Here is a 26,523-nt window from a genome sequence, read left to right as displayed (position 1 = left end):
CGAATATGGAATTTCAGTACAGCTTTGATGCCAGCCCCAAACCCCGGATCGATCCGAATGCGACCTTGTACGCGTCGGTGGCCGGCATGGCGGCCGACCTGGGCAACGGCGAATGTGTGTTCCGCACCGAGGGTGGCCCGCATGTGATGACGACCCAGGTGCTGGGCGCGTTGGATCGTTGCCGGGCCTTCAAGAGTATCGATGAGCACATCGACACGATTCGTCAGATCCTGCCGAATGTGCCCTTGGATGGCATCAAGCGCGTGCTGGATGGTCTGGTGGGGCGAAAGCTCCTGGTCAGCGAGGCCGACTATTTGGCAAGCCTCGACGCTGCGCATACCGGCGCCACTGAGGCGGGACAAGATCCCAATCTTGTCATTCGAGCGTGCGATCGTCCCGAGGCGCTGAAGCAGTGCCTGGCAAGTCTCAAGGAAGCCGCTTCGGTGCAGGGCTTGCCCGTGCAACTCATTGACGACAGTCGCGACAGTGCCGCGCTCCGGGCGCACCAGCAACTGCTCGCCGACTGTGGTCTGAATGCCCGGGTGTTTGAAGCCGAAGCGGCAATCGGCAAACTCAAAAAAGCGTTGCCAGAACACCAATCAGTCATCGACGATTTGTTCAGTGGGCACGGCAACGGCCGTGCGTTCAATCGCGCGCTGTTGGCCACAGCCGGCCGCACGCTGGCACTGCTGGATGACGACTTTGTCTATCGTCTGCACCGACATCCGGAATACCAGCCCGGTCTGGAGCTCGGCCTGAGTTCGAATCTGCCGGTGCGGTTTTTTGATCGTTTGGGTGCGGCGCTGGACGCGGGACAGGACGACGCCGATGCGTTTGTCGCGCATCAACGCCGCTGCGGGCAGTCGCTCGCCACGCTGCTGCAAATTGAAGGCATGAAATCCCAAAAGGGCAGTCTGCGCGGGTTGGAACCGTCCACGCTACCGCACTTGCGCGCGGGCGCGCGGATTGTTGCCACGGTGAACGGCCATCGTGGCCGTAGCGGGTCGACGCGATGTGAGGGATTCTTCGAGATCGATGCCGCCTCGCGCGCCTCGTTCATGTCGAACCGCGACCAGTATCTTCGCGCCATCGAGAACCCGGCGCTCTGGGTTGGCCCGACGAAGGCGCAGTTGGCTCGGCGCGTGAACTTTCTGCCGTTCCTGGTCGATACGACGGGGATGCTTGGATTTGCCGCGCCGACCGGCCGCAGCGAAGACGCCTTTTTCGGCGCGATCACCCAGTTGCTGTTGCCCGAATCGTTGGTGTGGATGAGCGCGCACGCGATCGCCCATCAACCACCCGAGGAGCGCAAGTTCGCGAAGCCGGGGGCTGAAGTGGAGCGTCCGGGCTTCAACACGTTCCTCGTCGACTATGCGTTGAACCGTGTCGGTGATCTGCGCGCCGCGAGCGTGGCTCAGCGCGCCCAGGGCTTCGCCGCCATGCTCGAAGATTTGGCCGATAGCGAGCAGCAGGCGCTGCTTTATTTTGTCGCGGAGTATTTGCAGTTCCGCCGCAGCGATTTGATTCACTCGCTGCAAGGCATTGCTGCCGAAGCCGGGCCACAGGCGCCGATCTATTGGCAGGCCGACTTGCGCGAGATCATCGTCGCAAATGGCAAGGCGCTGGCGCAGAACGAATTGCCGCGTCTTGCCGGCGAACAGCATTTGGATTCGGCCGCCACATTGTGCGCCCATTGGCGCCACGAACTCCGCCGCCATGCCGCTGCCGTGCGCGCTTGGCCCACTATCTGGCAAGCAGCCCTGCAAGGAGCAGCTCGGTGAAACAACAGCTCGCGCAAGTAGCGATTGTCGTCCGCGACTACGATGAGGCCATTCGGTTCTATACCGAAGTGCTCGGCTTCGAGTTGATCACCGACGAGTACCAGCCCGCTCAGGACAAGCGTTGGGTGGTCGTGTCGCCGCCGGGCTCAAGTTGTACCCTGCTGCTCGCGCGGGCGACCAAGCCTGAGCAGGAAGCCGCGATTGGCAATCAGACGGGCGGGCGCGTGTTCCTGTTTCTGCACACCGACGACTTCTGGCGTGATTACGACCGCTACCGCGCGCAGGGCGTCGTGTTTGTGCGCGAACCGGTGGTTGAGGCATACGGCACGGTGTCCGTGTTCAAGGATCTCTACGGCAACCTCTGGGACTTGATTGGTCCGGCGGTGCCGCGCCCGTGAACCGCCGCCGCGCGAGACTCAATGCGCGTTCTGTGGCAGGCTGTCGGTGATGTCGTAGTAGTCGCCTTTTTCGGCGACAAAAATATGGCGATCAAGTTTGAGTCCGGTGTCGCCGTCAATGGCACCCAGGGCCACGGACGTCCAGTCCTTCTGCAAGGGTTCCCAGAACAACCAACAGCCGCAGCGCTGGCAGAATCCGCGACGCACTTTGTCGGAGGCTTGAAACCAGCGCAGCGTTTCGGCATTCAGAAACCGGATTGCGGTTTTGGGCACGTTGGCCGACGCGAACACATGCCCGGATTGCTTCCGGCACTGGGTGCAATGGCACACGCTGGGCTCGGTCAACGGCTCCAGAATCCGAAAGCTGACGCCACCGCAATTACAGGATGCATGCAACATGAGGGTGCTCCAAGGACGTGTTGCGATGGACTATTTTTTCAGCCGATACCCACTTAGGATCATCCAGCGCGCGAGTAGCACGCAGGTGATCAAGAACACGCCAATTGCGCTCGCGCTGATCTCGACCGGGACATCCGACTTGCCGTAAAAGCTCCAGCGCATCGCCGAGATCAAGTAGACGACCGGATTGAAGAACGTGATCTCTCGCCAAGGCGACGGCAGCATGCTGATCCCATAGAACGCACCGCCGAGAAAGGTCAGCGGCGTGATCACGAGCATTGGAATCGTCTGGAGTTTTTCCCAACTGTCAGCCCAGATGCCGATCAGGAATCCAAACAGACAGAAGCTCGCCGCAGTCAGGACCAAAAACAGCAGCATCCAGAACGGGTGTTCAATGTGATACGGCACGAACACGCGCGCGGTCAGCAAGATCAGCAGCGCAAGCAGAAACGACTTGGTCGTTGCAGCGCCAACATATCCAAGCAGCATCTCGGGCCAGGAAATGGGTGCCGATAGAATTTCGAACACGGTGCCGGCCCACTTCGGAAAGTAGATGCCGAACGACGCGTTGCCGATACTTTCGTTGAGGATCGACAGCATCAGCAGGCCCGGAATGATGAAGGCGCCATAGCTAATGCCGTCAATATCGCCCATCCGTCCGCCGATCGCGGCACCAAACACAATGAAATACAACGACGTGGACAACACCGGCGACGCTATGCTCTGCCCAAGCGTGCGAAACCAGCGCGACATTTCAAATCGATAAATCGCTGCAACAGCATGCCAGTTCATGCTTTGGCCCTCACCAGATCCACGAAGATTTCCTCCAGCGAGCTCTCGCGCGTGGCGAGATCGTGGTATTGCAGGCCGGCCACGTGAATCCGCTGCATCAACTCCGGCACCTCCAGCGTCTGGCCTTCGGTGCCGAACGTGCAGGTCAGACTGAGGCCATCAGCACTCAGTTCCATCGGCAGATCGGCCAACGTTTCCGGAACCGCTGTGAGCGCTTGATTCAACTGCAGAATCAATTGCCGCTTCCCGAGCTTTTTCATCAGCGTGCGCTTGTCTTCAACCAGAATGATTTCACCCTTCAAGATGACGCCGACCCGATCTGCCATCAGCTCGGCTTCTTCGATGTAATGTGTCGTCAGAATGATCGTGACCCCGGATTCCCGGAGCCGTTTGATGACTTGCCACATGTCGTGCCGAAGCTCGACATCAACGCCGGCGGTGGGCTCATCGAGGAACAGAACGTCCGGCTCGTGCGCCAGGGCTTTGGCGATCAATACGCGTCGCTTCATGCCGCCAGAGAGCGTCATGATCTTGTCGTTCCGCTTGTCCCAAAGGCTCAGGTCCTTCAGCACCTTCTCGACATGATCCGGATTGGCCGGCATGCCAAACAGCCCACGACTGAATCGCGTCGTCGCCAGCACCGTTTCGAACGCATCGGTATGCAGCTCCTGTGGCACCAAACCGACGCGCCGCCGGGTCGCACGAAACTCGTGTACGTGATCCTGGCCACCAATCAGTATCTGGCCGCGGCTGGCGTTGAGCACTCCGCAGATGATGTTGATCAGCGTCGACTTGCCGGCACCGTTCGGGCCGAGCAACGCAAACAGCTCGCCGCGGCGGATTTGCAGGTTGATCGGCTTCAGGGCTGTGAAGCCATTGCTGTACGTTTTTTCGATGCCGCGAATATCGATCATTGCGGCAGCGCTTTTGTCCGTCATGGGGCGGGGTCCTTGGCGCAAGACACGGTTCAAAGAAGGCCGGAGCATGGCCAATTGCCTAGGTCCAAACAAGTGGCAAAAGTGACCGCGCTTTCTACTGGCAGCGGTCGCCCATGCGACAATGACGGCTTTGATAGCGGCGGGAGCAGCCAACATGACTCAGACTCCAGCAAACAAGCGCTGGTGGCAGACCCGTGACGGTCGCGCCCTTCTGTGGCTGTTGGCGTTGACCACGTTGGTGGTTGGCGCCGGAATCGGCCTCCGCGACCCTTGGCCCGCCGACGAACCGCGCTTTACCCTGGTTGCCCGGACGATGGTCGAAACGGGGGATTACCTGTTTCCTCAGCGCGGCAGCCAGCTGTACTCCGACAAGCCCCCCGTCTTCATGTGGCTGCAGGCGTTGTTTTACCAAATCAGCGGTTCCTGGCGCCTCGCGTTCATGCTGCCAAGTCTGCTGTCGGCGCTGGCGACGGTTGGTTTGTGCTTCGATCTGGCGCGGCGGTTCTATGGCGTACGTGTGGCCAAGGTGGCGGGCTTGGCGCTGCTGTTCACCGTGCACTTCACGTACATGATGAAGCGCGCACAGATCGATCCGGTCGTCATTGCGCTGATCACGGCATCGGCCTACTGCTTTTTGCGCGAAGCGATGGATCCCCGAGCGCGCCGATTCTGGTTTCTGGGCTTTTTCTTCGCTGGCGTCGGGGTGATCACCAAGGGCGTTGGCGTGCTCGGACTGCTGATGCCATTGAGTGTGTGGCTGGCCGCCAAACTGAGCCTGCCCGGGCATCGCTATTTGGCTCCCGACGCGCAGCGGGCAGCCCGCGCGCACGCTGGGATTCGATGGCCACTCGGCATGTTGGTGCTGCTTGCGGCGATTGGCATCTGGGTCGTCCCGATGCTATGGACCGTGTGGCGCGAACACACGCCAGAACAGCTCGCTTATGCGCGCGACATTTTGCTTGGGCAAACGGCCGAGCGCTATGCCAAGCCGAAGCATCATTTCCAGCCGCCGTGGTACTTCGTTGGGGTGATGCTGAGCATGTGGCTGCCGCTCATGCTGGTGCTGCCCTGGGTCGTCGGTGCCTGGCGCAAAGCTCGGCATGTCCGTCGGGTGAAGGTGCTGGCACCGCTGTTGTTTGCGCTGCTCGTGGTGCTGTTCTTCTCGCTGTCGCCGGCGAAACGCGATATGTACATCCTGCCGGCGCTGCCAATGCTGGTGCTCGCATTTGCGCCGGTGCTCGCAGTGGCCGAACGGCGCGTTGGTTATCAGCGTCTGTTGCTCGGTTTTGTCGGCTTGCTGGCACTCGGTAGTCTGCTGATCGGTCTGGCCGCCTACTTCGGCGAACCAAAGTTGGAGCGCAGTCTGATCGAAGCGCGCGGGCCGCATGCTTCGTTCGTCTATCTGTGGATCCTGCTAATCGTGCTGGGCACCTCGATGCTCGGTATGCTGTTCGGGCTTCGCACGCTACGGGTGCCGTATCGCGCGTATGCCGCGCTCACGGCGTTCTGGCTCGGCATTTCCGTGGTTGCGATGCCGGTGCTGGATGGCAGCAGTTCTGCGCGCGAGTTGATGGAGGAAGTGGCCAGCAAGCTCGGTCCTGATGACCAATTGGCAACCGTTGCGTTCAAGGAACAGGACTTGCTGCAGGCCGATCGGTCGATCGTTGATTTCGGCTACAAGACGCCGAAAGACGTGCAGCTGGCGCGCGCGATCGCGTGGCTGAAAGGTGCCCCCAAGCAGCGCTACGTGCTCGCCAACAAGCAGTTCGTCGACCACTGTGTGAGCGCGACGAACCTGCGGCACAGCACGGTCGCCAACCGTCGCCAGATGTGGCTGTTTGGTCTGGATGCGATTCGCGACGAGTGCGTGTCAGCCGAAACGCCGCCCTGACAGTCATCAGTCCCGTTTGGTCCGATACAAACCGTCGAATGATGTCTGCCAGCTCTTGCCAGCATCATCCGACGTCTCCCAGTGTTGGCGTACGGTGCCATCGGAATTCGACGTCCACGTGATGCGCTGCTGTTGGGGCGCGCCAGTCTGCAGGTTCGGGCGTGTCCCAATCAACACCATCTGGCCGTTTGCAAATTGGCCTTCCAACATCAGCGTTCCGCCCGAGTTGTCGACCCAGTATTGACGCCACACTTTGCTCAGGCCATCGAAGATATTGAAACTCTTGCCCTCGACGGACCCTGTCGCATTGCGCCAGTGCTCGTGAATGACGCAGTCGCCAAGCGTGCGCGTGATGCTGCTGCGACCCACCAGCTGGTCCTTCGCGCCGAACACGTCCCATTCGCCGAGCCAAAAATCGAACTCGTGATAGCGCGCGTGACTGCACGGCGCAGTGGGCGTCTGGTTGGCGCCCACTGCGGTATCCGCGGTGGGGCTGCCGTCGGTCGCGTTAGCCCAGCAGGGCAGTAACGAGGCTAGAACAAGGCACAGCTTTAGTCGTAGGTTCACGGGACACTCCGGGTTGGCACGAGGCACTGATTGTCAGGCCCCCGAGCAAACCATAGGTGCCTGGTCCGGAACAGCCGGTGTCTTGATCCGAGCAAACGAATCCTGGTCATCGGCCCAGGGCAGCACAATCTCGAATTTGCAGATTGATGTTCGTGGCGGCGTGGCCTGGATGCAGCATGTCTGGCGCGCCCTAGGGAGCCTCTGAACAAGTTCAGAGGCGATGCGGGCCATGGATGGCCCGCCCAGAATCCAGCACGCAAGTGCTTGATTCTGGGGCACCGAGTCCGGACATGTGCCGGACTCGGTGTGGGTCTGAAAGTCCAGGATGGACTGATTCAGACCCTCCCTAGCGGAACGGCCAGGTCCGATCGGATCGGCGCCCGCGCCTTGTCGCCTCGGTGCTTGGACAAGACCGGCACATCGGGCTGCCAAGTTGCGCGCGCCAGCGACTTGCGCTCCTGCTGCCATGATGGGCCGCCCGCTTTCACCCGATCCGTTGCAACCATGCCGAATCCGTTCAGCCGTATTCAACAACTCGATGACCAGGCCCGCTCCCGGATTGGCTGGCTGATGCTACGCCTGACGCTCGCGGTCCTGATCGGCGCCCATGGCTGGGCGCGGCTCCTTGTTGGCGGCGTTCGGCCCTTCGGTGCGTTTCTCGATGATCAGGGACTGATGATTGGCATCTGGCTGGCCGCCGCGGTCACCGCCATCGAAATCGTCGGCTCGATCTTGCTCGCATTGGGGCGACTGTTGCTGCCGCTGAATCTGGTGCTGAGCGGCATCTACGTGCTCGGGATTGTCATGGTGCACGCCGAGGCAGGATGGTTTGTGGTTGGGTTGGGTCGGAATGGATCCGAGTACAGCGTGCTGCTGATCGTCAGCTTATGGGCACTCGCGCTCCAGCAGGGCCGGCGGCGGCCATAGTCCGCGCTGCAATCGCCTGGTACGGATCAGTCGCAAGCGTCGCTGAAGCCAAGGAAATACCCATTGGGGTCCTGCAGCCCAAACTCGAACGCCCCATACGGCATCTGCTCGGGCCCCCACGCAAACATCACCTGACCGCGCCATGCGTCCGCAAGCGCTGCGACGTCGCTCGAGTAGAAATACAGCGTTCCGCTGAACATCGGTGTGGGTGGTGTGCCTCGTGGTGGCTCAGTATGGAACTGTAGCCACAATCCATCGCGCGTCACCTCCGCCCAGGTGGGCGCGGCGGCATCCGGATAGGCGCCGGTCACGACAAAGCCGAGCGTCTGATAGAAATCCAAGGTCGCGGACAAATCGCGAACCAGCAGTGCAGGTGTCAGTCGCGTCTTCAATACGGTCACGGCGGTCCTCCATGTTTTAAGGAATTGGGCGTGCCAAACGAAGCAGCCGCCCGAAGGCGGCTGCTCGCAAAACTCGCGTCATAGCTGACGTGGCTCAGCGCACTTCGAACTCGGCGCGGCAACCGCGATCGACCCACACGCCAAAGCGATTGATGCCCCAGGTCTGGTTCTCGATGCACGCAGTCTTGCTGAGTTGTCGCGAGAAGCGAATGCTGCGACCTTGCACCGGGCACTCCCGCCGACGCTGTTCTTTCGACTCACAACGGACCAACTGCGCCTGCACATAAGCGATGACGCGGAAATCAGCGCGACAACCATTCGACACCCAAATCGACTGCTGGTCGTAGTCGTAGCTGCTGCCTTCGATACATGGCGACTTGCTGAGCTGGGTGACGATTTCCACTTCGCCGCGACCGACATTCGCCGGGCAGCGCACTTGCCGGTTCTCGCGGGATTCGCAACGGATCATGTCGTTGCCGTAACCTGGTTGTTGGCCGTAACCAGGCTGTTGACCGTAACCCGGTTGTTGACCATGGCCCGAACCCGGGCGACCGCCGCCGAGATACTGCTGCACTTCGAACTCGGCACGACAACCGTTATCGACCCACACGGTTCCCCGCTCGACACCCCAGGTCTGGCCCTCGACGCATGGACTGCGGCTCCATTGCTGCACGAGGCGCACACCACCGCGGGCACCAACTTCGCATTCTTCGTACTGGTTGTTGTACGACTCGCAGACAAACGTGTCGCCTTCATCGGGATCGTCGTCGTAGCCCCAGCCATAGCCCGGCGTCTGCGACTGGCCGCCGTGCCAGCCCATTTCGAATTCCGCCGAGCAACCATCGGCCACCCAGATGCCTTCGCGGTCGAAACCATAAGTGCTGCCAGGCTGGCAGGCGCCGCGCGAGATTTCGCGCGACAAGCGCACGCCGCGGTCCGTATCGGCCTGGCAGAAGTTTTCGCCACCGCGGCGCGACTCGCAACGAATCAACGCGTAAGAGGCCGACTTGCCCTGCGCCAGGGCTTCTGCCCCAAACAAGACGAACAGAGAACCGATCAGAATTTTGGATACAACGTGCATACTTGGCTCCTCCCAACGAGACCTTGATTGTGCGCCTTCTGGCGCTGCCATCGCAATGCTGCGATGGATCGGTGCAGCCCTGGCTGAATGTCGAAGAATCAATGATTTGCAGCAGTGTGATGGACGCGTTCAGGGAAAACTGTGGTGGATTGCACAGGCGCTTCGCTGAGCGATTCCGAATTCCCGGCGGCCCCAGCCATCGCATGCCCGGCCCGGCAATGGCACAATGTCCGGCCTAACAGGATTCTCCCATGTCGTATCAGGTACTTGCCCGCAAATGGCGCCCGAAACGCTTCGCCGAACTGGTCGGCCAGGAGCATGTCGTGCGCGCATTGACGCACGCGCTCAGCACCGGGCGGATCCATCACGCTTTCCTGTTCACGGGTACCCGCGGTGTCGGCAAGACCACGATCGCGCGAATCTTTGCCAAATCGCTGAACTGCGAGCGTGGCGTGAGTGCCGACCCGTGCGGCGAATGCTCGGCCTGCCGCGATATCGACGCGGGTCGCTTCATGGACCTGCTTGAAATCGACGCTGCGAGCAACACGAGCGTCGACGACGTGCGTGAAGTGATCGAGAACGCCCAGTACAAGCCGGCGCGCGGGCAATACAAGGTGTATCTGATCGACGAAGTCCACATGCTCAGCAAGAATGCGTTCAACGCGCTGTTGAAGACGCTGGAAGAACCTCCCGAGCACGCCAAGTTCCTGCTTGCCACCACCGATCCGCAGAAGCTGCCGGTGACGGTGCTCTCGCGCTGTCTGCAGTTCAATCTGAAGCGCTTGGAAGTGCCGGAGATTCGTGCCCAGATCGACAAGATCGTGGCCGCCGAGAATGTGCCGACCGACACCGAGGCAGCGCTCGAAATCGCGCGCGCCGGTAACGGCTCGCTTCGTGATGCATTGAGCCTCCTGGACCAGGCCGTGGCGTTTGGCGGTGGCTCACTGCGGGCAGCCGATGTCCGAACGATGTTGGGCACGATCGATCGGGGCGGCGTCCGCGATCTGCTCGCAGCCATCGTTGCCGAGGATCATGTGTTGCTGGCCGAACGCATCCAGCGCACCGCCACCTTCCAGCCCGACTATGCGCAGGTGCTCGATGCGCTGGCCGAGCTTCTGCATGCGATTCAGTTGCGCCAACTGCTGCCGGAGGCTGCCGGCGAGGACACGTGGGACTGCGCGAACTTGGCGACCCAACTGGCGCCCGAGACGGTCCAGCTGTTCTATCACCTCGTTACCCACGGTCGCCGGGATTTGTATTTGGCGCCGAGTGCGCGAACGGGCTTTGAAATGACGTTGCTCCGGTTGCTCGCGTTCAAGCCGGGCAGTGGCGCGGGCGAACGGGCACCCCAGCCCGGTTCGGCGACCGCCGCGCGCGCGCCAACATCCGCGCAACACCATACCGCGCCGCGCAACGAGAGTCCCCGTGCCGAGACCGCGTTCGCAACCAGCGTGCCGCCCGTCCGGCGGGCTCCGAGCATGGACCTGGGGGAGCCGCCCCGAGCAGCACTGGTCGCAGCGCAGGCGGCGCCCCTTTCCGTTGCCGCAGTGGCGACGAGTCCGGCTGCTGGGCTGCGTCTCGATGCCGAGCGCTACGCCCAGTTCGTCGAAACCAGTACGTTGCGTGGTCCGACCAAGGAATTCGCCGCGAATCTGGTATTTGTGGCTGAGGTCGACCAACGCGTGCAGTTCACCCTCTCGCCGCAACTCGAACATCTGAAATCCGAGTTCGGATTGAAGTCGATCACCGATGCACTGTCGGCTTGGCTCGCGCGACCGATCAGTCTGCAGGTTGATCTGAAGGACGTGGGCACCAGCATGCTGACGCCGGCGGCACGAGCCGTCGAAAACAAAGCGCGCAAGCAAAGCGAAGCGGAGCAGGCCGTGGCCAACGACCCGCTGCTGCAGGCGCTGATTCGCACCTTTGATGCCGAGATCGTGCCGGGCAGTATTCGCTCACTGAACTAAATCGAATGGCTGCCGTGCAGCCTGTCAGCGCCCAAAGTGCGCTCAATATCAAAACATCGCAAGGAACCTGGATATGCGTGGACCACTCGGCAACATCATGCAGCAAGCCCAAAAAATGCAAGACAACCTCAAGCGGGCGCAGGAGGAAGTGGCGCGTCTGGAGGTCACCGGTCAGGCTGGTGGCGGGATGGTGCAGATCGTGATGAACGGCGCGCACGAAGTGAAGCGGGTCAAGATCGACAAGGCCGTGGTGGGCGATGATATCGAGATGCTCGAAGACTTGATCACGGCTGCAACCAACGATGCGGTCAACAAGATTGCGGAACAGAGCAAGGCGCGCATGGCCGAAGTGACCCAGGGCATGAGCCTGCCGGCGGGCTTCAAGTTGCCGTTCTGATGAGCGGCTCCAGGCTGTTCGATGACCTGGTCGATGCGCTCCGCGTATTGCCGGGCGTAGGTGCCAAGAGCGCGATGCGCATGGCCCTGCACGTGCTGGAGCGGGATCGGGAGCGCGGCGCCAAGCTCGCCAAAGCGTTGGCGCTGGCGATCGAGCGGGTGGGTCACTGCAAACGTTGCCGCAACTTGAGCGAAGAGGACGTTTGCAACTTGTGCCTGTCCGGCGCGCGCGACAGCAGCCTGTTGTGCGTGGTTGAAGGGCCGCAGGACTTGTTCGCGATTGAACAGGCCACAGGCTTTCGGGGGCGCTACTTTGTATTGCACGGGCGGTTGAGTCCGATTGATGGGCTCGGGCCGAATGAGCTCGGCATGCCGTTACTCACCGAACGACTCGATGAGGGCGACGTACGCGAGTTGATCATTGCGACCAACGCCACCGTCGAAGGCGAGGTCACTGCGCACTATCTGAGCCAGATGGCGGTGAACCGGCAGATTCAGGCCACACGTCTGGCCCATGGTGTGCCGCTGGGCGGCGAGCTCGAGTTTGTCGACCGCACCACACTCGCACATGCCTTCGGCGGGCGCATGCCGGTGGAACGCTGAGCCAGCAGCGGCACGTCTGAGATGCCGCCGTGTCCGAAAGGCTTAGCTCTGGCATGATTGCCGCCGTGCCGATCCGCTAGGGAGGGTCTGCATAAGTCCATCCTGGACTTTCAGACCCGCGCTGAGTCCGGCACGTGTCCGGACTCAGTGCTCCAGAATCAAGCACTTGCGTGCTTGATTCTGGGCGGGCCATCCATGGCCCGAATCGCCTCTGAACTTGTTCAGGGGCTCCTTAGCAACCGAGCCGCATCTGAACGACACGGCCTGGTTGATCACGCAGTCCACGGATGGCCCGCCTGCGCTAGTGCATAGCGCTAGTGCGGGTTTCGCATCGGAGCACGCGGCGGACTCGAAACGAAAGTAGGTGAACAGGAAGTTCAACGACTCTCCTGCCAGATTATCAATTGCCGAGGTATGCCATGTCCGACACGATTTTCGCCAAGATCATCCGCCGCGAGATTCCCGCCCAGATTGTCTATGAGGATGAGCATGTGCTCGCCTTCAAGGACATTCATCCGCAGGCCCCAGTGCACGTGCTGTTCATCCCGAAACAGGCCGTGGCAACGCTCAACGACCTTGCGGATGATCAGGCCGAGTTGGTCGGCCGCCTCGCGCTGGCTGCCGCTCGCTATGCGAAGCAGGAAGGATTTGCCGAGCGCGGTTATCGCACCGTGATGAATTGCAATGCCGACGGCGGCCAGACTGTGTTCCACATTCACCTGCATCTCTTGGCTGGCCGCAGCCTGAGTTGGCCGCCAGGCTGATCCGCATCGGATGGCGGCGTGTGCGCTGCATGCGCGCACACGTTGCGGCTTTGCCAGGGGTTCGCCATAGGTGGCTGTAGGAGCGGCTTCAGCCGCGAACGGAACTTGCGGCAAGCTTGTTTCGGGCCTGAAGGCCCTCCCACAATAATCAATGGACCTAGCCGCAAGCGCCGTCTGGAACGATGGTTTTTGTAGGAGCGGCTTCAGCCGCGAATCAAGCTAGCCGCAAGATTGGTTCGGGCCTGAAGGCCCTCCCACAAAAAGCAACGGACCTAGCCGCAAGCGCGGTCTGGAACGATGGTTTTTGTAGGAGCGGCTTCAGCCGCGAACCGACCTTGCGGCAAGCTTCATTCGGGCCTGAAGGCCCTCCTACAAAAAGCAACGGACCTAGCCGCAAGCGTGCATTGAAACCGAAGCGTTTGTGGGAGCGGTTTCAGCCGCGAATCAAGCTAGCCGCAAGATTGGTTCGGGCCTGAAGGCCCTCCTACAAAAAGCAACGGAGTTGGCCGCAGGCGTGCATTGAAACGAAGGTTTTGTGGGAGCGGCTTCAGCCGCGAACGGAACTTGCGGCAAGCTTGATTCGGGCCTGAAGGCCCTCCTACAAAAGCAACGGAGCTAGCCGCAGGCGTGCATTGAAACGAAGGTTTTGTAGGAGCTGCGATTTCAACCGGTCGACGCCATGGCCGCCGGTGCTCAGTTCAGATAACCACCTGCCAATAGCCCATCGAGGGTCAGGCGGAACAGCTGATCCAACCCTACTTGTCGTTGCCGGCTTGGCCACGCTTGCTGCGTGCGGAGATGATCGGACACGGCCAGCACGGCGAGCGCCGATACCCCGTGCTCGGCGGCCAATCCGTATAAACCGGCGGCCTCCATTTCGATCCCCAAAATGCGCATGCGCCCGAGCGTTTCGAGCAGATCGTTTCTGGGCGAATAAAACAAGTCCGTGCTGAAGACGTTTCCAATCGCCAGTTTCTGCTTTTGCAAGGAAGCTTCTTGCGCCAACGCTTGCACGAGTCCCGGGTCGGCGATCGCCGCGAAGTCCATGCCGCCAAACCGGGTGCGGTTTACGTGCGAGTCCGTGCTCGCCCCGGATGCCAGCAGCATGTCTCCGAGATTCAAGTCGTTTGCCACGGCGCCGCACGTGCCAACCCGGACGAGATGCTTGACCTGATAGTGCTGGACCAACTCCGTGGCATAAATGGACGAACTCGGAATGCCCATGCCGGTGCCCATGACCGACACCTTGTGGCCTTTCCACCAGCCGGTGAACCCGCACATCGCGCGCACGTTGGTGACTTCCATGGCGTCGATCAACAAGTTCTCGGCGATATGTCGCGCCCGCATGGGGTCGCCAGGAAGCAGCACCGTTTGCGCAAACGCGCCGGGGGCCGCCGCAATATGGGCGGTACTCATGAGGCCATCCAGGGCAGGGACGTGCCTGCAGCAAGTGGGGGAAGTCGGAAGCACTGCGCCAGCGTTTGTCCCAGATCGGCAAAGCTGGTGCGAATGCCCGCAAAGCCGGGGATGATCTGCTCATGCATCAGCAGCAAAGGCACACATTCCCGCGTGTGATCCGAGCCGGGCCAACTGGGATCATTGCCATGATCGGCGCTGATTGCGATCAGGTCGCCAGGTTGGCGCAGGGCCAATAGTTCAGGCAGACGTTGATCAAAATATTCGAGTGCACGGGCGTAGCCAGGCACGTCGCGGCGATGCCCATACTCCGAATCGAAATCGACCAGATTGCAAAACACCAAGCTGCCCGAAGGGGCATCGGCAAAGGTCTTGAGCGTGGCATCAAGCAACGCGTTCAGGCCATGCGCCGGGACCGCCTTCGAGACACCCACTCCCGCGAAGATATCGGGGATCTTGCCAATACCGATGACCTCGCGCCCTTGCGCGCGCCAAGCGTCAAGCAAGGTCGGTCCAGGCGGCGGCATCGAATAGTCGTGGCGGTTGCCGGTGCGTTTGAACATGCCATCACTGGGCCCGATAAACGGTCGCGAGATCACCCGCGCAATGTTGTAGGGGTCCAGCATTCGACGCGCGCTGCGGCAGATTGCATCCAGTCGCTCCAGCCCAAAGTGCCTTTCATGCACGGCAACCTGAAACACCGAATCGGCCGACGTATAGACAATTGGCTGGCCCGTTTCGATATGCAGCGGTCCAAGCCGCTGAATGATCTCGGTGCCCGAGGCATGGCAGTTGCCGAGCACGCCTGTGAGTTGATTTTCCACGCACCACGCGTCGAGAAATGCTGCTGGCATGCTGGCGTCCGGCTTGCGGAAATAGCCCCATTCCAATTGCACGGGCAGGCCGCAGAGTTCCCAATGTCCGGATGTGGTGTCTTTGCCGCTGGAGCGCTCTTGCAGTACCGCGTGACATTGCCCTGGGCGGATCTCGAACGCGCGGGCTCGGCCGTGCGCGGCGGCCCAGGCGTCAAGCAATCCGAGTGCTTCAAGATTCGGAATCTGCAACGCACCGTGGCGACCGACATCGGCTCGGCCTGTTGCACAATGCGCGACGATATGGCCAAGGGTATCAGCACCACGGTCGCCGAAGCGGTCGGCGTCGGGGGCCGCGCCAATACCGAGCGAGTCGAGGATCAGCAGCAGCGCCTTGCTCATGCCTGCACCCTCCCGAGCACGAGTGGCAGCGGCGCGATCGCCGAGCCGATCCGAATCGCTTGTCTCGCTTCGGCCAAGGCCCAGCTGGCCGATTCCAGATTGCGGGCGTGCACCATCAGAATCGGCGAACCCACCTCAAGGTGGTCGCCCAGCGCTCGGATCTGTGAGAAGCCGACACTCGGATCAATCGAATCCGACGCGCGCAAACGGCCACCGCCAAGTTGAACGACCAACTCGCCCAGACGACGTGCGTCCATACGTTCGAGACAGCCATCCTGATCGGCGCGCAACGGCAGGCTGACTGGCGCCAACGGCGCGCGCCAGCGGGCGCGATCCAAATCGGCATCAGTGCCCAAACACCGCGCCATCTTGATAAAACGGACCAACGCTTCACCACTGTCCAAGGCTTCGCGCAATGCCCGCCGTGCTTCGGGTTCACTGGATGCGAGGCCCACCCGGGTCAGCAGGAAGCTCCCAAGCGTGAGGCAGAGTTCGACGAAGCGCGGCGCCGTGCCCACGCCGTGCAACAGATCCAGCACTAGGTTCAACTCGGTGGCATTGCCGATTGCGGGCAGCAGCGGCTGGTTCATGTCGGTGATGAACGCCGAGCAGGGCAGTTCGGCTTCGGTCGCGACGCGGACGAGTGCCTCGGCCAACTCGCGCGCCTCCGCCTCGGATTGGCACCAGGCCCCGGAGCCGCACTTCACATCCAGCACCAAGGCATCGAGCGCCACGGCGAGCTTCTTCGACAGAATCGACGCAACAATCAACGGTGTGGCGTCCACGGTCGCCGTGACATCGCGGACGGCGTAAAGCTGTCGATCTGCCGGGGCCCAGTTGGCGCCAGCGCCAATAATCGCGCAGCCCGCTTCCTGCAGGCAGCGACGCAGCTGCTCTGGCGCGACCTGAGCCTGATAGCCGGCCAGAGCGCTCAACTTGTCGAGCGTGCCACCGGTAAAGCCCAGGCCGCGCCCCGAAATCATGGGTACCGCGGCACCGCACGCCGCGAGCATGGGCGCGAGCAGCAGGCTCACCGCGTCGCCCACCCCACCGGTGCTGTGCTTGTCGATCAGCGGTGCATCCACGCCGAGGTGGGCGCGGGTCAAGCGTTCGCCGCTGTCACGCATGGCCAGTGTCAGGGCGGTGGTATCTCGCGCATTGAGCCCTTTGAGGCGCACGGCCATCGCAAACGCCGCCATGTGACTTTCGGTGGTTCGACCGTCGGCCATGCCACAGACAAACTCATGCAGCGCTTTGGGATTCAGCGGCTGGCCGTCGCGCACGGCTGCCAACACCGTTTGCGGCGGGTAGGCCATGATCAGTAGCCGCCGCGCGCCTGCTGGCGCTGCCCGGACAGCACATTCTGCAGGTCATCGAGCAGTGCGCTGGAACCAAACCGGCAACGGGCTGGATGAATGAATGCGGCGCCAAGCGTGTGTTCAATGATGGCCAAATACGCGCCCGCATCTTCCGTTCGGCGCACGCCACCGGCAATCTTCAGGCCTACAGGCCGCGCTTGCTCCCGGATCAACTCACAGAGGACCCGCGCCGCATCGGGCGTGGCATTGATGGGCACCTTGCCAGTGGAAGTCTTCAGAAAATCCGCGCCCGCATCAATGGCCAATTGCCCGGCATGACGAATCAACGCGGGATCTTTGAGCTCGCCGGTTTCGAGGATCACCTTAAGCGGCAAGCTGATGCAGGCGGTGCGTGCAGCGTCGACGGCGGCGCTGACGGCGACCGAATCACCCGCGAGCAACGAGCGCCAGGGAATGACCAGGTCGATCTCCTCGGCGCCGGCCGACACGGCGCGCCAGGTCTCTCGTTTGATCCGCTCCGGATCAGCGCTGCCGTCGGGGAAATTGACGACAGTCGCCACGCGAATTTCGGGGCTGCCGATCGCGGCCAGATGAACGCGAGCTCCGTGCACGTGCTCGGGATACACACAGACCGCTGCGACTTTGCCAAAACGCGTCGCAGCGCGTTCGCAGAGGCTTCGGATACAGACTGGCGTGTCCTGTTCATTCAGGCTCGTCAGGTCCAGCAATGGCAAGGTCCGACGGGCAAGGTTGGCCAAGTCGGCAGAAGCAATGGCAGCAGAATCGGGCGCGTTCATGTCCCGGACCATAGCGGGCGGATGGCTCAAAGCTTTGACTCAAGTCAAGCCGTGGGCTCGCTCAGCGTGAGGGTTGATGCCGCGCGCGTCATGATGTGCTTCTGCCAATTCATGGCGCGTTCTCGGCGGTGGTTTCAAACAAACCCGGAAACAGGGTGAGCGGCACGACCTTGACCTGGCCTTGGTCGTCAGCGACGACAAATCCGTGCTGGGCCGGTGCATAGTCGGCGGCATAGCCGCGACCGAGGCCGTGCAACATTCTTGGTTCCAATTGCCAGTTCAGTGTCTGGTCGGCATTCCGGGTCCCACGAATCAACAGCACGGATTGGAGGCCGGCTGCCAAGGCCGTATCGGGTCGCGGGCTGCGGCTAAGCCCCAACAGGTCGAAGCCCAAATCCGGAAGCCGGCTCAAGCGCTCGGTGTCGAGGTCAAAGGCGTACAACCGGCTTGGTTCGGTGCCCTCCAGTAACACGGCGCGCACCGCTGGCACTTCCAACAGGCGATATCCGCCGCCGCTGGCCACGTCAAAGCTCTTGCATTGCCAGAGATCGCCGTCGCGTTTTAGCCACAACAGGCGTCTGTCCCAGGTGCCGAACAACGCTCGGTCCTGGGCCGCATTCAGCCAGACAGCGTGCAAAGACGTCCGCGGGTGGCCACACAATGCACTCAAATCCAATTGCTGCATCGGCTCCAGATCGGGCCAGCGCCATTGCTTGGCCAGGCCATCGGAGGAGCTCGACCATAGACGCTGCTGATCTGGCGCGAGCCATAGTTGATTGACCAGAAAGTCGTGTCCGCGGCTCCGCCAAGCCACGCTGAGTTCCGGTTTTTTCCAGACGGCCAGGGTGCGATCATCAGACGCGCTCGCCAAGCGATCCCCAGCATCGATCAGGTCCGTAATGCCGGCGTCGTGAACGCTCAGAGTTCGGGTCCCTTGCGGTTCGATCGCGACCAGCAAGCCATTCGACAGCCCGAGATACACGGCGTCCTGGCCGACGGCGAGGTCCCAGGGCTCGACGCCCGTCGGCGCGTTCAACGTCTGCAAGTGTTCTGGCCCCAACTCGATCTGCTGCAAACGGTGCAGCTCAGGCTCGTACAACCAGACCCGGCCATCGCGCGCGACAAACCGCGCCAAAATAGCGCCAGCGCTCCCGACTTTTCCGGGCCAGGGCATGGTCGCCTGCGCTTGCTCGGACCACCGCACCAGGCTGCGGTCGGCGCGCAGCAACAACGTTGGGCCCTCCGGAATCCACAGGGCGGCCTGGCATTGCGTTGGGACCGTCAGACGCACCGGGCGGTCGGGCCGGGTCAGATCAAATATTTCGACAATCGGTGAGAAGCCGCAGATCGCCAAGCGATTCAGCGTAGGCTGCCACGCCATATCGAACACGCGGTTGACGTCGGTGCGCGTGCTAAAGCGCGTCTCGCCGGTCGCCAATTCCAGGATCAGTACATCGTTTGGCTGATAGCGCGCGAGCAACAGCTGCCCATCGCGGACTGCCATGAACTGCACGCTGGCGCGCAATAGCGGATGCGAACGGACGGCTGCGGGTGACTTGGTTGCAAACCAGTGCACGGCGTCGCCCTGAACATAGGCAAGCCAGGTTCCCTCGGGGTCGAGCCGAATCCAGCTAGCGTCGTCAGGCACCGTTGCCAAGGTCTTCTGGTCGCCGCCCCGGGGTGCGCGCAGACTGACGGTGTTGCCCTGTTGCACAAACAGTTCGTCTTGCTCGCTGGCGCCAAGAATCCGTTCGCTCGACGGCACCGCGCTGATCGGCAGATCGTCATCGAGGCTGAGCACGTAGTGGCCATTCGAGGATTCGAAATAGGCCTCAGCGTCAAGCAGACCGACCAGATAGCCCGCATCAGCAGGTAGCGTCAGACTCGGACCCGGTCTAACCTGCACTGCGCCTTGAGTCCAAGGGGCGTCACCAGTTCCCGATCTTGACCACCCGTACCATCCGACAAACACGGCGAGCACCAGCATGCCAGTAAGCGCCAGCCACCATCGACGCGGCCGAGCCTGCGCCTTGGCTGCGACTACCGTGGCGTTTGGACCTTGGGACTGGCGGGTTACCGGCGTAGGCGCCCGAGTCACGGCCGGCGCGGGCGTCGTCAGTGCCATCGGTCGGTTGTCGTCAGCGTCAGGCAAACGGTCCAGTGCCGTGGTCGCGGGGGCGGGCGTTGGGACCAGGCGCGATTGACCGAGCCCGAGTGACTCTATCCACGCGGTATCGATCGGTTCACGCTCCAGTTCCAATGCCTCGATGAACATCAGGCAGTTCGGAAACCGCGCGTCCGGCGCAAACGCCAATGCGCGGCGCAGCGCTGCGCGACAGGCATCAGGAATCGCTTGCCATTGCCCGGCATCCAATACATCGCCCTGCATCGCGAGGCGTAGCATCTGAGTCGGGGATTGCTGCCCACGCACCGGTGCGCCAATCAGACACTCGGCAAACATCAGGCCAAGCGCAAACTGATCCGAGGCCGGGCCGAGTGGCTCGTCCGCCAACTGCTCCGGGCTCAGATACAAAGGGGTCCCGAGCACGGCGCCGGTCTCGGTCAGTCGTGACTGCTGATTGTCTTTGGTGAGCCGCTTGGCGATGCCAAAGTCGAGCAGTTTGACAACGGTCGACAGCTCGCCATGTGCGAGGTAGACGTTCTCAGGTTTCAGATCGCGATGAATGATCTGCTGCCGATGGGCATAGTCCAGTGCGCGCGCGACGCTGACGAAGACCAGGCTCAGTTCGGTCAGGCGGAGCGGGCGGCCCACGCGCGCCAGGGCCTGGCCGAAGGACAGCCCGTGCAGTCTTTCCATGACGTAAAACGGCATGCCCTGACTGCTGATGTCAAAGTCGAAAATCTCGATGATGTGCGGGTGTCTCAGCCCGGCAAGCAGCCTGGCCTCGCGCTGAAAGCGCTCGATGATGTCGGCGTGGTCCAGCTCTGGCAGTAGCGCCTTGATCGCGACTTCCCGACCCAGGCCGAGATGCTCGGCGGCAAACACAATACCCATGCCGCCACAACCGATCACCGACTGCAACCGATACCGACCCAATTCCTGGCCGAGCAGCGAGACCTCATCGGCCAGCGTGATGGCACCACCGCAACGGCCACAGCGGGTCTTGCCGCGCTCGGACCAGTGGCCGCAATCGGTGCATAAACGGATCTCCATGGCCCGATGTTAGCCCGAAAGCGCCCGCCTTGCGGTCGACAACGCGTGTCGGGCCAAGCAACTCAGGACGCCAGAGCCGATGCCGACTGTGACTTGGGTCAATTGTCGTCACGCCCTGTTTGCCTCGAGGCTTCGGCGTTACACTGGGTCAGGATTCAAAGCAGGGCCATGACTCACCTATCCCGACTGCGCATTGCCGCTGGTCTTCGTGCAGGCGTCCGATCTTGGCGCCGCAGCGTTGTTGCGCTGCTGTTGATCCTGGTGTCACTGCAGGGTCTTGCCCAGCAGGTTCATTCCAACCTGCCGCGGCATCCGCTGGAGGACAAAGCGCTCGAGCAGCCAATCGAAGCGCTGAGCGAGATCGAGAAGGCGCTCGTTGCGGCACCACCGGGCAGCCTAGAGCAAGTCACCTTATTGCTGGCCAAGGCCAATGCCTGCCGGGTTCTGGCCAATTGGGAATGTCAGCGCGATGCTGGCCTGCAGGCCGCCGAAGCCGCCGATGCAATCGGTCAAACTTTGCTCGCCGTGCGCGGCCAGATTGCCGAGGCACGCGGGCGGTTCGCTATTCAGGATTTTGCCCGGGGCGAACAAGTGCTCGGCAGTGCCCGCGCGAAGCTTGAGCGTGTGCCCGATGCTGAGTTGCTGGCCGACATCTATCTGGCCATGTCGTCGATGAGTGATCGCATCGGCAAACATGCACTGGCCATCGAATCAGCCGAAAAAGGTCTGAAAGCACTGGGCAACGTGAAATCGCCCGGTATCGAGGCCCGGCTCTGGCGCAACCTGGCGCGCTCCCGCGGATTTCTCGGAGACAACGAACAGGCGCGTGCCGCGCTGTCGAACGGTCGCGCCGTCATCGAGACGATGCGCGACCCCAAGCTTGCGGCCGAACTGGACTTGGAGCTCGCGCGCCTGGCACGGTCGCGCGGCGATGCGGCCGAGCAAGTATCGGCAGGCACGCGGATTCTGGGGCTCGCGGACAAGTTGAAGAACTCACAGCTCGAAGGCCTGGGTCAGGAGGTGCTTGGTCTGGCGGCCATGGATCTCGGCAACTGGAACGAAGCGATCACTCGCCTGCGCCTGGCGTACCGATCGTTTGACAGCTTGAAGCTCGAACGCGACGCGCTGCGCGTGCTCCGCGACTTGGTCCGTCTGGAAGCCGATCACGGGCACGACTACGACACGACACGGCGGCTGGTGCACGAATTGATCGAGCGGGAGCGCGATCTGGATCGACAGGAGCGCGCTCAGGCCGGCGAAGATTTCGATGCCCAACTGAAATACGCCCAGCAGAATTTCGAACTGCAACGTCTGGAAGCCGAAGCGGCATTGGCCAAGGCGCGTGAGCAATCGTCCGAAGATCGGGAGCGGTTGAATCTCGCCGTCCTCGCCATGACGGTGTTGGGCCTGCTGTCGCTTGGTGTGCTGTTTGTGCAGCAGCGACGCTCGAATCGCACCCTGGCCGATGCGCTGGCGCAGAAGCAACGCAGCGAAAAGGCGCTGGAAGCCAGCGAGCGATTGCTCCGCAACATCTCGGATCAGACCCCGGCGCTGATTGCCTACCTGGATCGGGAATGCCGCTATCAGTTTGTCAATGCGCATTACCGTTCGGTGTTCCGGGCGGACCCGAACAACATGATCGGGCAGACAGTTGCCGCCACGCGCACGCCCGAGCTTTATGCGCAAATCAAGCCGCACATTGATCAGGTGTTGGCCGGCGAGCGCGCTGATTTCGAATCGTCGGGCATCGACGATGGCGGCGTCGAACGCTTCTTCCGTGTCAGCTATGTGCCCGATCGTGCCCCCGACGGCGAGATCCGCGGCTTCTACTCGCTGGCGTTTGATGTCACGGCGATGAAGCTCGCGGAGCGCAAATTGGAAGAGCTGTCGCGTACGGATGCGCTGACCGGCCTGCCGAATCGGCGCTGGTTCGACTTGAGTCTGCGCACGGCGTTGTCGCGCAATCAACGGCATCACCAAGGCCTGGCCTTGCTGTACCTCGATATCGATCACTTCAAGCAGATCAACGACCGCTACGGTCACTCCGCGGGTGATCAAGTCATTCGTGAATTTGCCCAGCGACTGCGCCAGTCGATTCGCACTGAGGATCTCGTTGCCCGCATTGGCGGCGACGAGTTTGTCATCATTGCCGAGGACTGCGCGGCCGTCGACGACGCCCGCCATATCGCCGAGAAGTTGCTGAAGGCCATGGAGGCCCCCATGCAGATCGACATTTACGCGATCCGTTGCCACACCAGCATTGGCATCGCGTGGCTGCAGAATGTCGAGGACAGCAACGTTGCGATCAAGCTTGCCGACGACGCGCTCTACGCTGCCAAAGCGGCGGGACGCAATACGTTTGCCGTGGCTGGGCAATAAGCCGGTAGAACGTCAGCGGATCGACGTGCGCCAGAACACATGGCGGCGGCATGAAACCGCGCCATGTGTGAGCGGACCTGTGTCACTTCAGGATGACCCAAAGCGCCTCAGAGCAACGGTTCCAGCAGGCCCGCGCGCCAAGGTGCCGTGTCGACGGTCCACTGCCCGGTTCGCAGCCGAAACTCCAGCACCCGGCGGGAAATCAGTGCACCGGGATCAATACCAAGCGTCGCTGCGAGGGCGTCGATTTTCATGCGCAGACTCTTGTAGCGGATCTCATCAGCCTTGTCGGCAGGTTTCGGAGCGGGCAGGAACTCCGGTCGAGGGTCTTGTGGTTCATGCAGAAACTTGAGCAGCTGCTGGGCTTTGGCCTTCGGAAACGCCCGTTCCTGGCTCAACACACCGGTGAGTGCCTGCAGATTGGCCGGGGTCTGTTCGGCCAGGCGAAAGGCACTGCCGTGCTCCATGATCCACGTGCGCGGTCGGTCCAGGCTGCGTGCCATCTCTTCCCGCCAGACCAAGAGCAAATCCAAGCGCTGCTGCTGCTCGATGCTCAGCTGCCAGGCATTGCGATAATCGTGGTGCAAGTTGCTGTCGATTGCAGTACGGGCGGCCTGGGTCAACATCCGCTCGCCTTCCTGCAGGACCCAAGCCAGTCGTCCCTGGTGTTCCAGGCGCTCGACCAGCGCGGCATGCAGTTCATTCAGGTAGCGCACATCGTCAATGGCATAGTCGAGCTGGTTGGCGCTCAACGGTCGCTTCATCCAGTCCGAGCGAGTTTCGCCCTTGGGCAGCGTCACATCCAACATCTGGGCAACCAGTTTCTGGTAACTCAAATTGTGCCCGACGCCTGCCAGCGAAGCGGCGATTTGGGTGTCGAACAAGGCCTTGGCGGGCCGCGGCCAGAGCGCGCGCAGCGCAACCAGATCTTCGGACGCGCTGTGCATGATCAAGAGCGGCGCATCGGCCAATAACTGCCCCAGGGGTTGCCAGTCCAGCGGGGCCGTCGTATCGACCAGGGCCGCTGGTTTTGGTGGATTCAGCTGCATCAAGGCAAGCTTCGGCCAATAGGTGCGAATGCGCTCGAATTCGGTATCCAGTGCCAGGGCAGGGGCCTGACTCAGTTCGGCAAGCAAAGCTTGCAACGGGTCCTGCTTGTCGATCCAATCAGCCATACGTACCAGTCACCCAGAAAGCAGGAATCATCCCAAGGTCGGCGCATGAGCGAAAGCCGTCAAGGCGACAAGATGAGCAGAAAACAGGTTTGGGGCAGCACCCTGGGCCTTGGCATGCTCGCGATCGCCATGGCTTGGCGCTGGATCTGGCCGAGCCTGTCACAGATCGACTGGTCGAAACCTGATACCCCGAATCCGGTCGAGGCCAGGATCCAGGCTCTGGCCGAGCAGGCCCACGCAGCGCCAGCCGAGGATGAGCCCGATGCAGCGCCAGTCGAGGCGGACGCGATGGCGACGATCGAGGATATGCCGGCTGCGGAGCTCGACGCGGAGGCTGCTGCAAAGCGCGACGAACTGCTCGAACAAGCCAAGCAGGCCACGACGGCCAAGCATTGGCTGCAGCCCGAAAATGGCAATGCGTTGTCGCTTTATACGCAGGCGTTGCTGCTCGATCCTGCAAACAGCCAGGCGCGAATTGGTCTGGAGGCGTTGCTGGATTCGCTCTTCAACGAGGCTGGCAATGCCTTGGACGAAGGCGATGATGCCCTGGCGCTCGATCTGGTGGCAGCGCTCGACCGCTACGAACTTACCGACAAGCGTCTGCCGGCACTGGCGCGGCGCGTCAGCGTGCTGCCTGCTATTGCCGATGCGCTGACGGAGGCGGCTGAGCGTTTTGCCGCCGGGCATTTGCTTGACCCCGACGGTGCCAGCGCACTCGATAGCTATCGGGCGGTGCTGAGCCTTGACCCGCGCAACCGCGCCGGCAAACGCGGATTGGATGACCTGGCGGCCACCTTGCTGAATCAGGCGCTTGCCGCGGCCAGCAGCGAGTCGTTTGCCGAAGCCTTTGGTCTGCTCAATGAGGCCACGGCAGTCGCCCCGGGCAATCCGCGGCTGAAAGAGGTGCAAGACAAGGTCACGAATTTCCGTGATCGCTTTGCGGACGATCTGCTGGCTCGCGCCGAGCTGGCGCTCAAAGCCCGCGAGCGCAGTCGTGCCGAAGCACTACTGGAAGAAGCGCGCGCGTTGGGACTCAGCGACGACCGACTCGCCAACGTGGCGCGCCAGCTCAACAATGCCCAACTCTATGGCAACTATCAGCCCGGCGAGACCTTTAGCGACAACTTCCTGGATCGCTCGGCCACCAGCCCGACCATGGTCGTCATCCCGATCGGCACGTTCTCGATGGGATCGGATGAACAAGAGCCAGGCCGGCACGGCAATGAAGGTCCACGCCATCTGGTTCGAATTGAACAGCCCTTTGCGTTGGCCCGGACCGAGACGACTGTGTCGCAGTTCCGCAAATTCGTGAATGCAACGAAGTACGTGACTGATGCGGAGAAGGTCGGGGAGGCCAGTCAGTACGACGAAAAGACCGGGCGCATCACCCGCCAGCGCGACATCAACTGGCGCAACGACTACTTGGGTGGTCGGGCCAAGACCAGTGACCCGGTGTTGTACGTATCGTGGAACGATGCCATGGCGTTTGCGGAATGGCTGAGCCGGAGCACGGGCCAACGGTACCGGCTGCCATCGGAAGCCGAGTTTGAATATGCGTTGCGGGCCGGCACTGAGAGCCCTTATTGGTGGGGTGAGGGTTCGCCGCAAACGGTCGTCGGCAATCTGACCGGCGAAGGCGATCGCTCGCGCAGCCGCCGGACCTGGACCAAGGCCTTCGACAACTATCGCGATGGCTACTGGGGACCGGCACCCGTCGCGCAGTTTGCCGCGAATCCGTTCGGGCTGTATGACCTGGGCAGCAACCTGAGCGAGTGGGTCGAGGACTGCTGGCACGACAACTTCCTGCGCGCACCCGACACCGGTGCCGCCTGGGTCAACCGCGGGTGCACCGGTCGTACGATCAAGGGCGGTTCCTGGGGTAGTGCGCCTGAAGACGTGCGGTCTGCGTACCGGCTTGGCGTGAGCGCTGACACGCGCACGGCGCGAATCGGATTTCGCGTGGCGCGCGATCTCAGTCAGTAAGTGCCATCCTGGCGATCTGCTTGGGGCGGGTTGAGTCAACGCCCGCGTCTGCTGTCACACTAAAGCCTATCGACTTTGCACCGCTCGAAGGAACACGCCTCATGACACCGTATGGCTCCAATTCCAATGAATCCCGGATGATGGCGGGTACCCGTCGCAG

Annotated in this window: 22 protein-coding genes; 10 read left to right on the top strand and 12 right to left on the bottom strand. The window is 62.0% G+C overall.

Translation table 11 applies throughout. The features are described from left to right. Nucleotides 1-5 precede the first annotated feature (5 nt). Together C7S18_RS18085 and C7S18_RS18080 are read left to right on the top strand one after the other, a co-directional pair. Nucleotides 6-1,781: a hypothetical protein gene (locus C7S18_RS18085; RefSeq protein WP_106892883.1), complete on the top strand. Its 1,776-nt coding sequence runs from the start codon at nt 6-8 to the stop codon at nt 1,779-1,781. Continuing rightward, a complete protein-coding gene (locus tag C7S18_RS18080) occupies nt 1,778-2,179 on the top strand; it encodes a VOC family protein (protein ID WP_106892882.1) in 402 nt (133 codons plus the stop codon). Before C7S18_RS18085 ends, C7S18_RS18080 begins: the two co-directional genes overlap by 4 nt. Nucleotides 2,180-2,197: 18 nt before the next feature. On the opposite strand, the gene C7S18_RS18075 is transcribed toward C7S18_RS18080, so the two are convergent. Genes C7S18_RS18075 through C7S18_RS18065 form a run of 3 tightly spaced genes read right to left on the bottom strand, consistent with a single transcriptional unit; the run spans nt 2,198 to nt 4,308 of the window. Then, entirely contained in the window at nt 2,198-2,578 is a 381-nt protein-coding gene (locus tag C7S18_RS18075; protein WP_106892881.1) for a GFA family protein, read from the bottom strand. A 30-nt stretch (nt 2,579-2,608) separates the two neighbouring features. Then, nucleotides 2,609-3,370 (bottom strand): ABC transporter permease, encoded by a 762-nt coding sequence (locus tag C7S18_RS18070; RefSeq protein ID WP_106892880.1) that lies wholly within the window; start codon nt 3,368-3,370, stop codon nt 2,609-2,611. After that, nucleotides 3,367-4,308, bottom strand: coding sequence for an ABC transporter ATP-binding protein (locus tag C7S18_RS18065; protein ID WP_106892879.1), 942 nt, complete (start codon nt 4,306-4,308; stop codon nt 3,367-3,369). The genes C7S18_RS18070 and C7S18_RS18065 overlap by 4 nt, the downstream gene beginning before the upstream one ends. A gap of 154 nt (nt 4,309-4,462) precedes the next feature. On the opposite strand from C7S18_RS18065, the gene C7S18_RS18060 reads away from it, so the two are divergent. Then, nucleotides 4,463-6,199, top strand: coding sequence for an ArnT family glycosyltransferase (locus C7S18_RS18060; RefSeq protein ID WP_170113343.1), 1,737 nt, complete (start codon nt 4,463-4,465; stop codon nt 6,197-6,199). A gap of 6 nt (nt 6,200-6,205) precedes the next feature. Here C7S18_RS18060 and C7S18_RS18055 read toward each other — a convergent pair whose 3' ends face one another. Next, nucleotides 6,206-6,766 carry a hypothetical protein gene (locus C7S18_RS18055; RefSeq protein ID WP_146151995.1) on the bottom strand — a complete coding sequence of 187 codons (561 nt, stop codon included), beginning with the start codon at nt 6,764-6,766 and terminating at the stop codon, nt 6,206-6,208. Between the two features lie 504 nt (nt 6,767-7,270). On the opposite strand from C7S18_RS18055, the gene C7S18_RS18050 reads away from it, so the two are divergent. Continuing rightward, a complete protein-coding gene (locus tag C7S18_RS18050) occupies nt 7,271-7,693 on the top strand; it encodes a DoxX family protein (RefSeq protein WP_106892876.1) in 423 nt (140 codons plus the stop codon). Nucleotides 7,694-7,719: 26 nt separating this feature from the next. On the opposite strand, the gene C7S18_RS18045 is transcribed toward C7S18_RS18050, so the two are convergent. After that, nucleotides 7,720-8,094: a VOC family protein gene (locus tag C7S18_RS18045; protein WP_106892875.1), complete on the bottom strand. Its 375-nt coding sequence runs from the start codon at nt 8,092-8,094 to the stop codon at nt 7,720-7,722. Nucleotides 8,095-8,188: 94 nt separating this feature from the next. Further along, nucleotides 8,189-9,175, bottom strand: a complete 987-nt coding sequence (locus tag C7S18_RS24260; protein ID WP_170113342.1) for a DUF3011 domain-containing protein — start codon at nt 9,173-9,175, stop codon at nt 8,189-8,191. A gap of 251 nt (nt 9,176-9,426) precedes the next feature. On the opposite strand from C7S18_RS24260, the gene dnaX reads away from it, so the two are divergent. From dnaX to C7S18_RS18015, 4 genes are all read left to right on the top strand, one after another. Continuing rightward, on the top strand, nt 9,427-11,142 hold the full coding sequence (gene dnaX / locus C7S18_RS18030; protein WP_106892874.1) for a DNA polymerase III subunit gamma/tau: 1,716 nt from the start codon (nt 9,427-9,429) through the stop codon (nt 11,140-11,142). 73 nt (nt 11,143-11,215) lie between these two features. After that, on the top strand, nt 11,216-11,539 hold the full coding sequence (locus C7S18_RS18025; protein WP_106892873.1) for a YbaB/EbfC family nucleoid-associated protein: 324 nt from the start codon (nt 11,216-11,218) through the stop codon (nt 11,537-11,539). Next, a complete protein-coding gene (gene recR, locus C7S18_RS18020; protein ID WP_106892872.1) occupies nt 11,539-12,141 on the top strand; it encodes a recombination mediator RecR in 603 nt (200 codons plus the stop codon). The genes C7S18_RS18025 and recR overlap by 1 nt, the downstream gene beginning before the upstream one ends. Before the next feature lie 419 nt (nt 12,142-12,560). Beyond that, complete coding sequence (locus C7S18_RS18015) at nt 12,561-12,905, top strand: histidine triad nucleotide-binding protein (RefSeq protein WP_106892871.1); 345 nt, start codon at nt 12,561-12,563, stop codon at nt 12,903-12,905. A gap of 693 nt (nt 12,906-13,598) precedes the next feature. Here the strand turns inward: C7S18_RS18015 and deoD are convergent. The 5 genes from deoD to C7S18_RS17990 form a co-directional block, all read right to left on the bottom strand. Beyond that, a complete protein-coding gene (gene deoD / locus C7S18_RS18010) occupies nt 13,599-14,321 on the bottom strand; it encodes a purine-nucleoside phosphorylase (protein WP_106892870.1) in 723 nt (240 codons plus the stop codon). Then, nucleotides 14,318-15,535 (bottom strand): phosphopentomutase, encoded by a 1,218-nt coding sequence (locus tag C7S18_RS18005; RefSeq protein ID WP_106892869.1) that lies wholly within the window; start codon nt 15,533-15,535, stop codon nt 14,318-14,320. The genes deoD and C7S18_RS18005 overlap by 4 nt, the downstream gene beginning before the upstream one ends. After that, on the bottom strand, nt 15,532-16,851 hold the full coding sequence (locus C7S18_RS18000; protein WP_106892868.1) for a thymidine phosphorylase: 1,320 nt from the start codon (nt 16,849-16,851) through the stop codon (nt 15,532-15,534). The genes C7S18_RS18005 and C7S18_RS18000 overlap by 4 nt, the downstream gene beginning before the upstream one ends. A 2-nt stretch (nt 16,852-16,853) precedes the next feature. Continuing rightward, nucleotides 16,854-17,651: a deoxyribose-phosphate aldolase gene (deoC, locus tag C7S18_RS17995; RefSeq protein ID WP_106892867.1), complete on the bottom strand. Its 798-nt coding sequence runs from the start codon at nt 17,649-17,651 to the stop codon at nt 16,854-16,856. A 109-nt stretch (nt 17,652-17,760) separates the two neighbouring features. Further along, on the bottom strand, nt 17,761-20,826 hold the full coding sequence (locus tag C7S18_RS17990; RefSeq protein WP_106892866.1) for a WD40 repeat domain-containing serine/threonine-protein kinase: 3,066 nt from the start codon (nt 20,824-20,826) through the stop codon (nt 17,761-17,763). Between the two features lie 168 nt (nt 20,827-20,994). On the opposite strand from C7S18_RS17990, the gene C7S18_RS17985 reads away from it, so the two are divergent. Further along, nucleotides 20,995-23,205 (top strand): GGDEF domain-containing protein, encoded by a 2,211-nt coding sequence (locus C7S18_RS17985; protein WP_170113341.1) that lies wholly within the window; start codon nt 20,995-20,997, stop codon nt 23,203-23,205. Between the two features lie 107 nt (nt 23,206-23,312). Here the strand turns inward: C7S18_RS17985 and C7S18_RS17980 are convergent, their stop codons facing one another. After that, nucleotides 23,313-24,380: a ribonuclease D gene (locus C7S18_RS17980; protein ID WP_106892864.1), complete on the bottom strand. Its 1,068-nt coding sequence runs from the start codon at nt 24,378-24,380 to the stop codon at nt 23,313-23,315. A gap of 45 nt (nt 24,381-24,425) precedes the next feature. Between C7S18_RS17980 and C7S18_RS17975 the strand changes: the two genes are divergently transcribed. Further along, nucleotides 24,426-26,363 (top strand): formylglycine-generating enzyme family protein, encoded by a 1,938-nt coding sequence (locus tag C7S18_RS17975; RefSeq protein WP_106892863.1) that lies wholly within the window; start codon nt 24,426-24,428, stop codon nt 26,361-26,363. Nucleotides 26,364-26,523 lie beyond the last annotated feature (160 nt).

The sequence above is a fragment of the Ahniella affigens genome (assembly GCF_003015185.1).
GTDB classification, from domain to species: Bacteria; Pseudomonadota; Gammaproteobacteria; order Xanthomonadales; family Ahniellaceae; genus Ahniella; species Ahniella affigens.
This window is presented reverse-complemented; position numbering and strand designations above follow the sequence as displayed.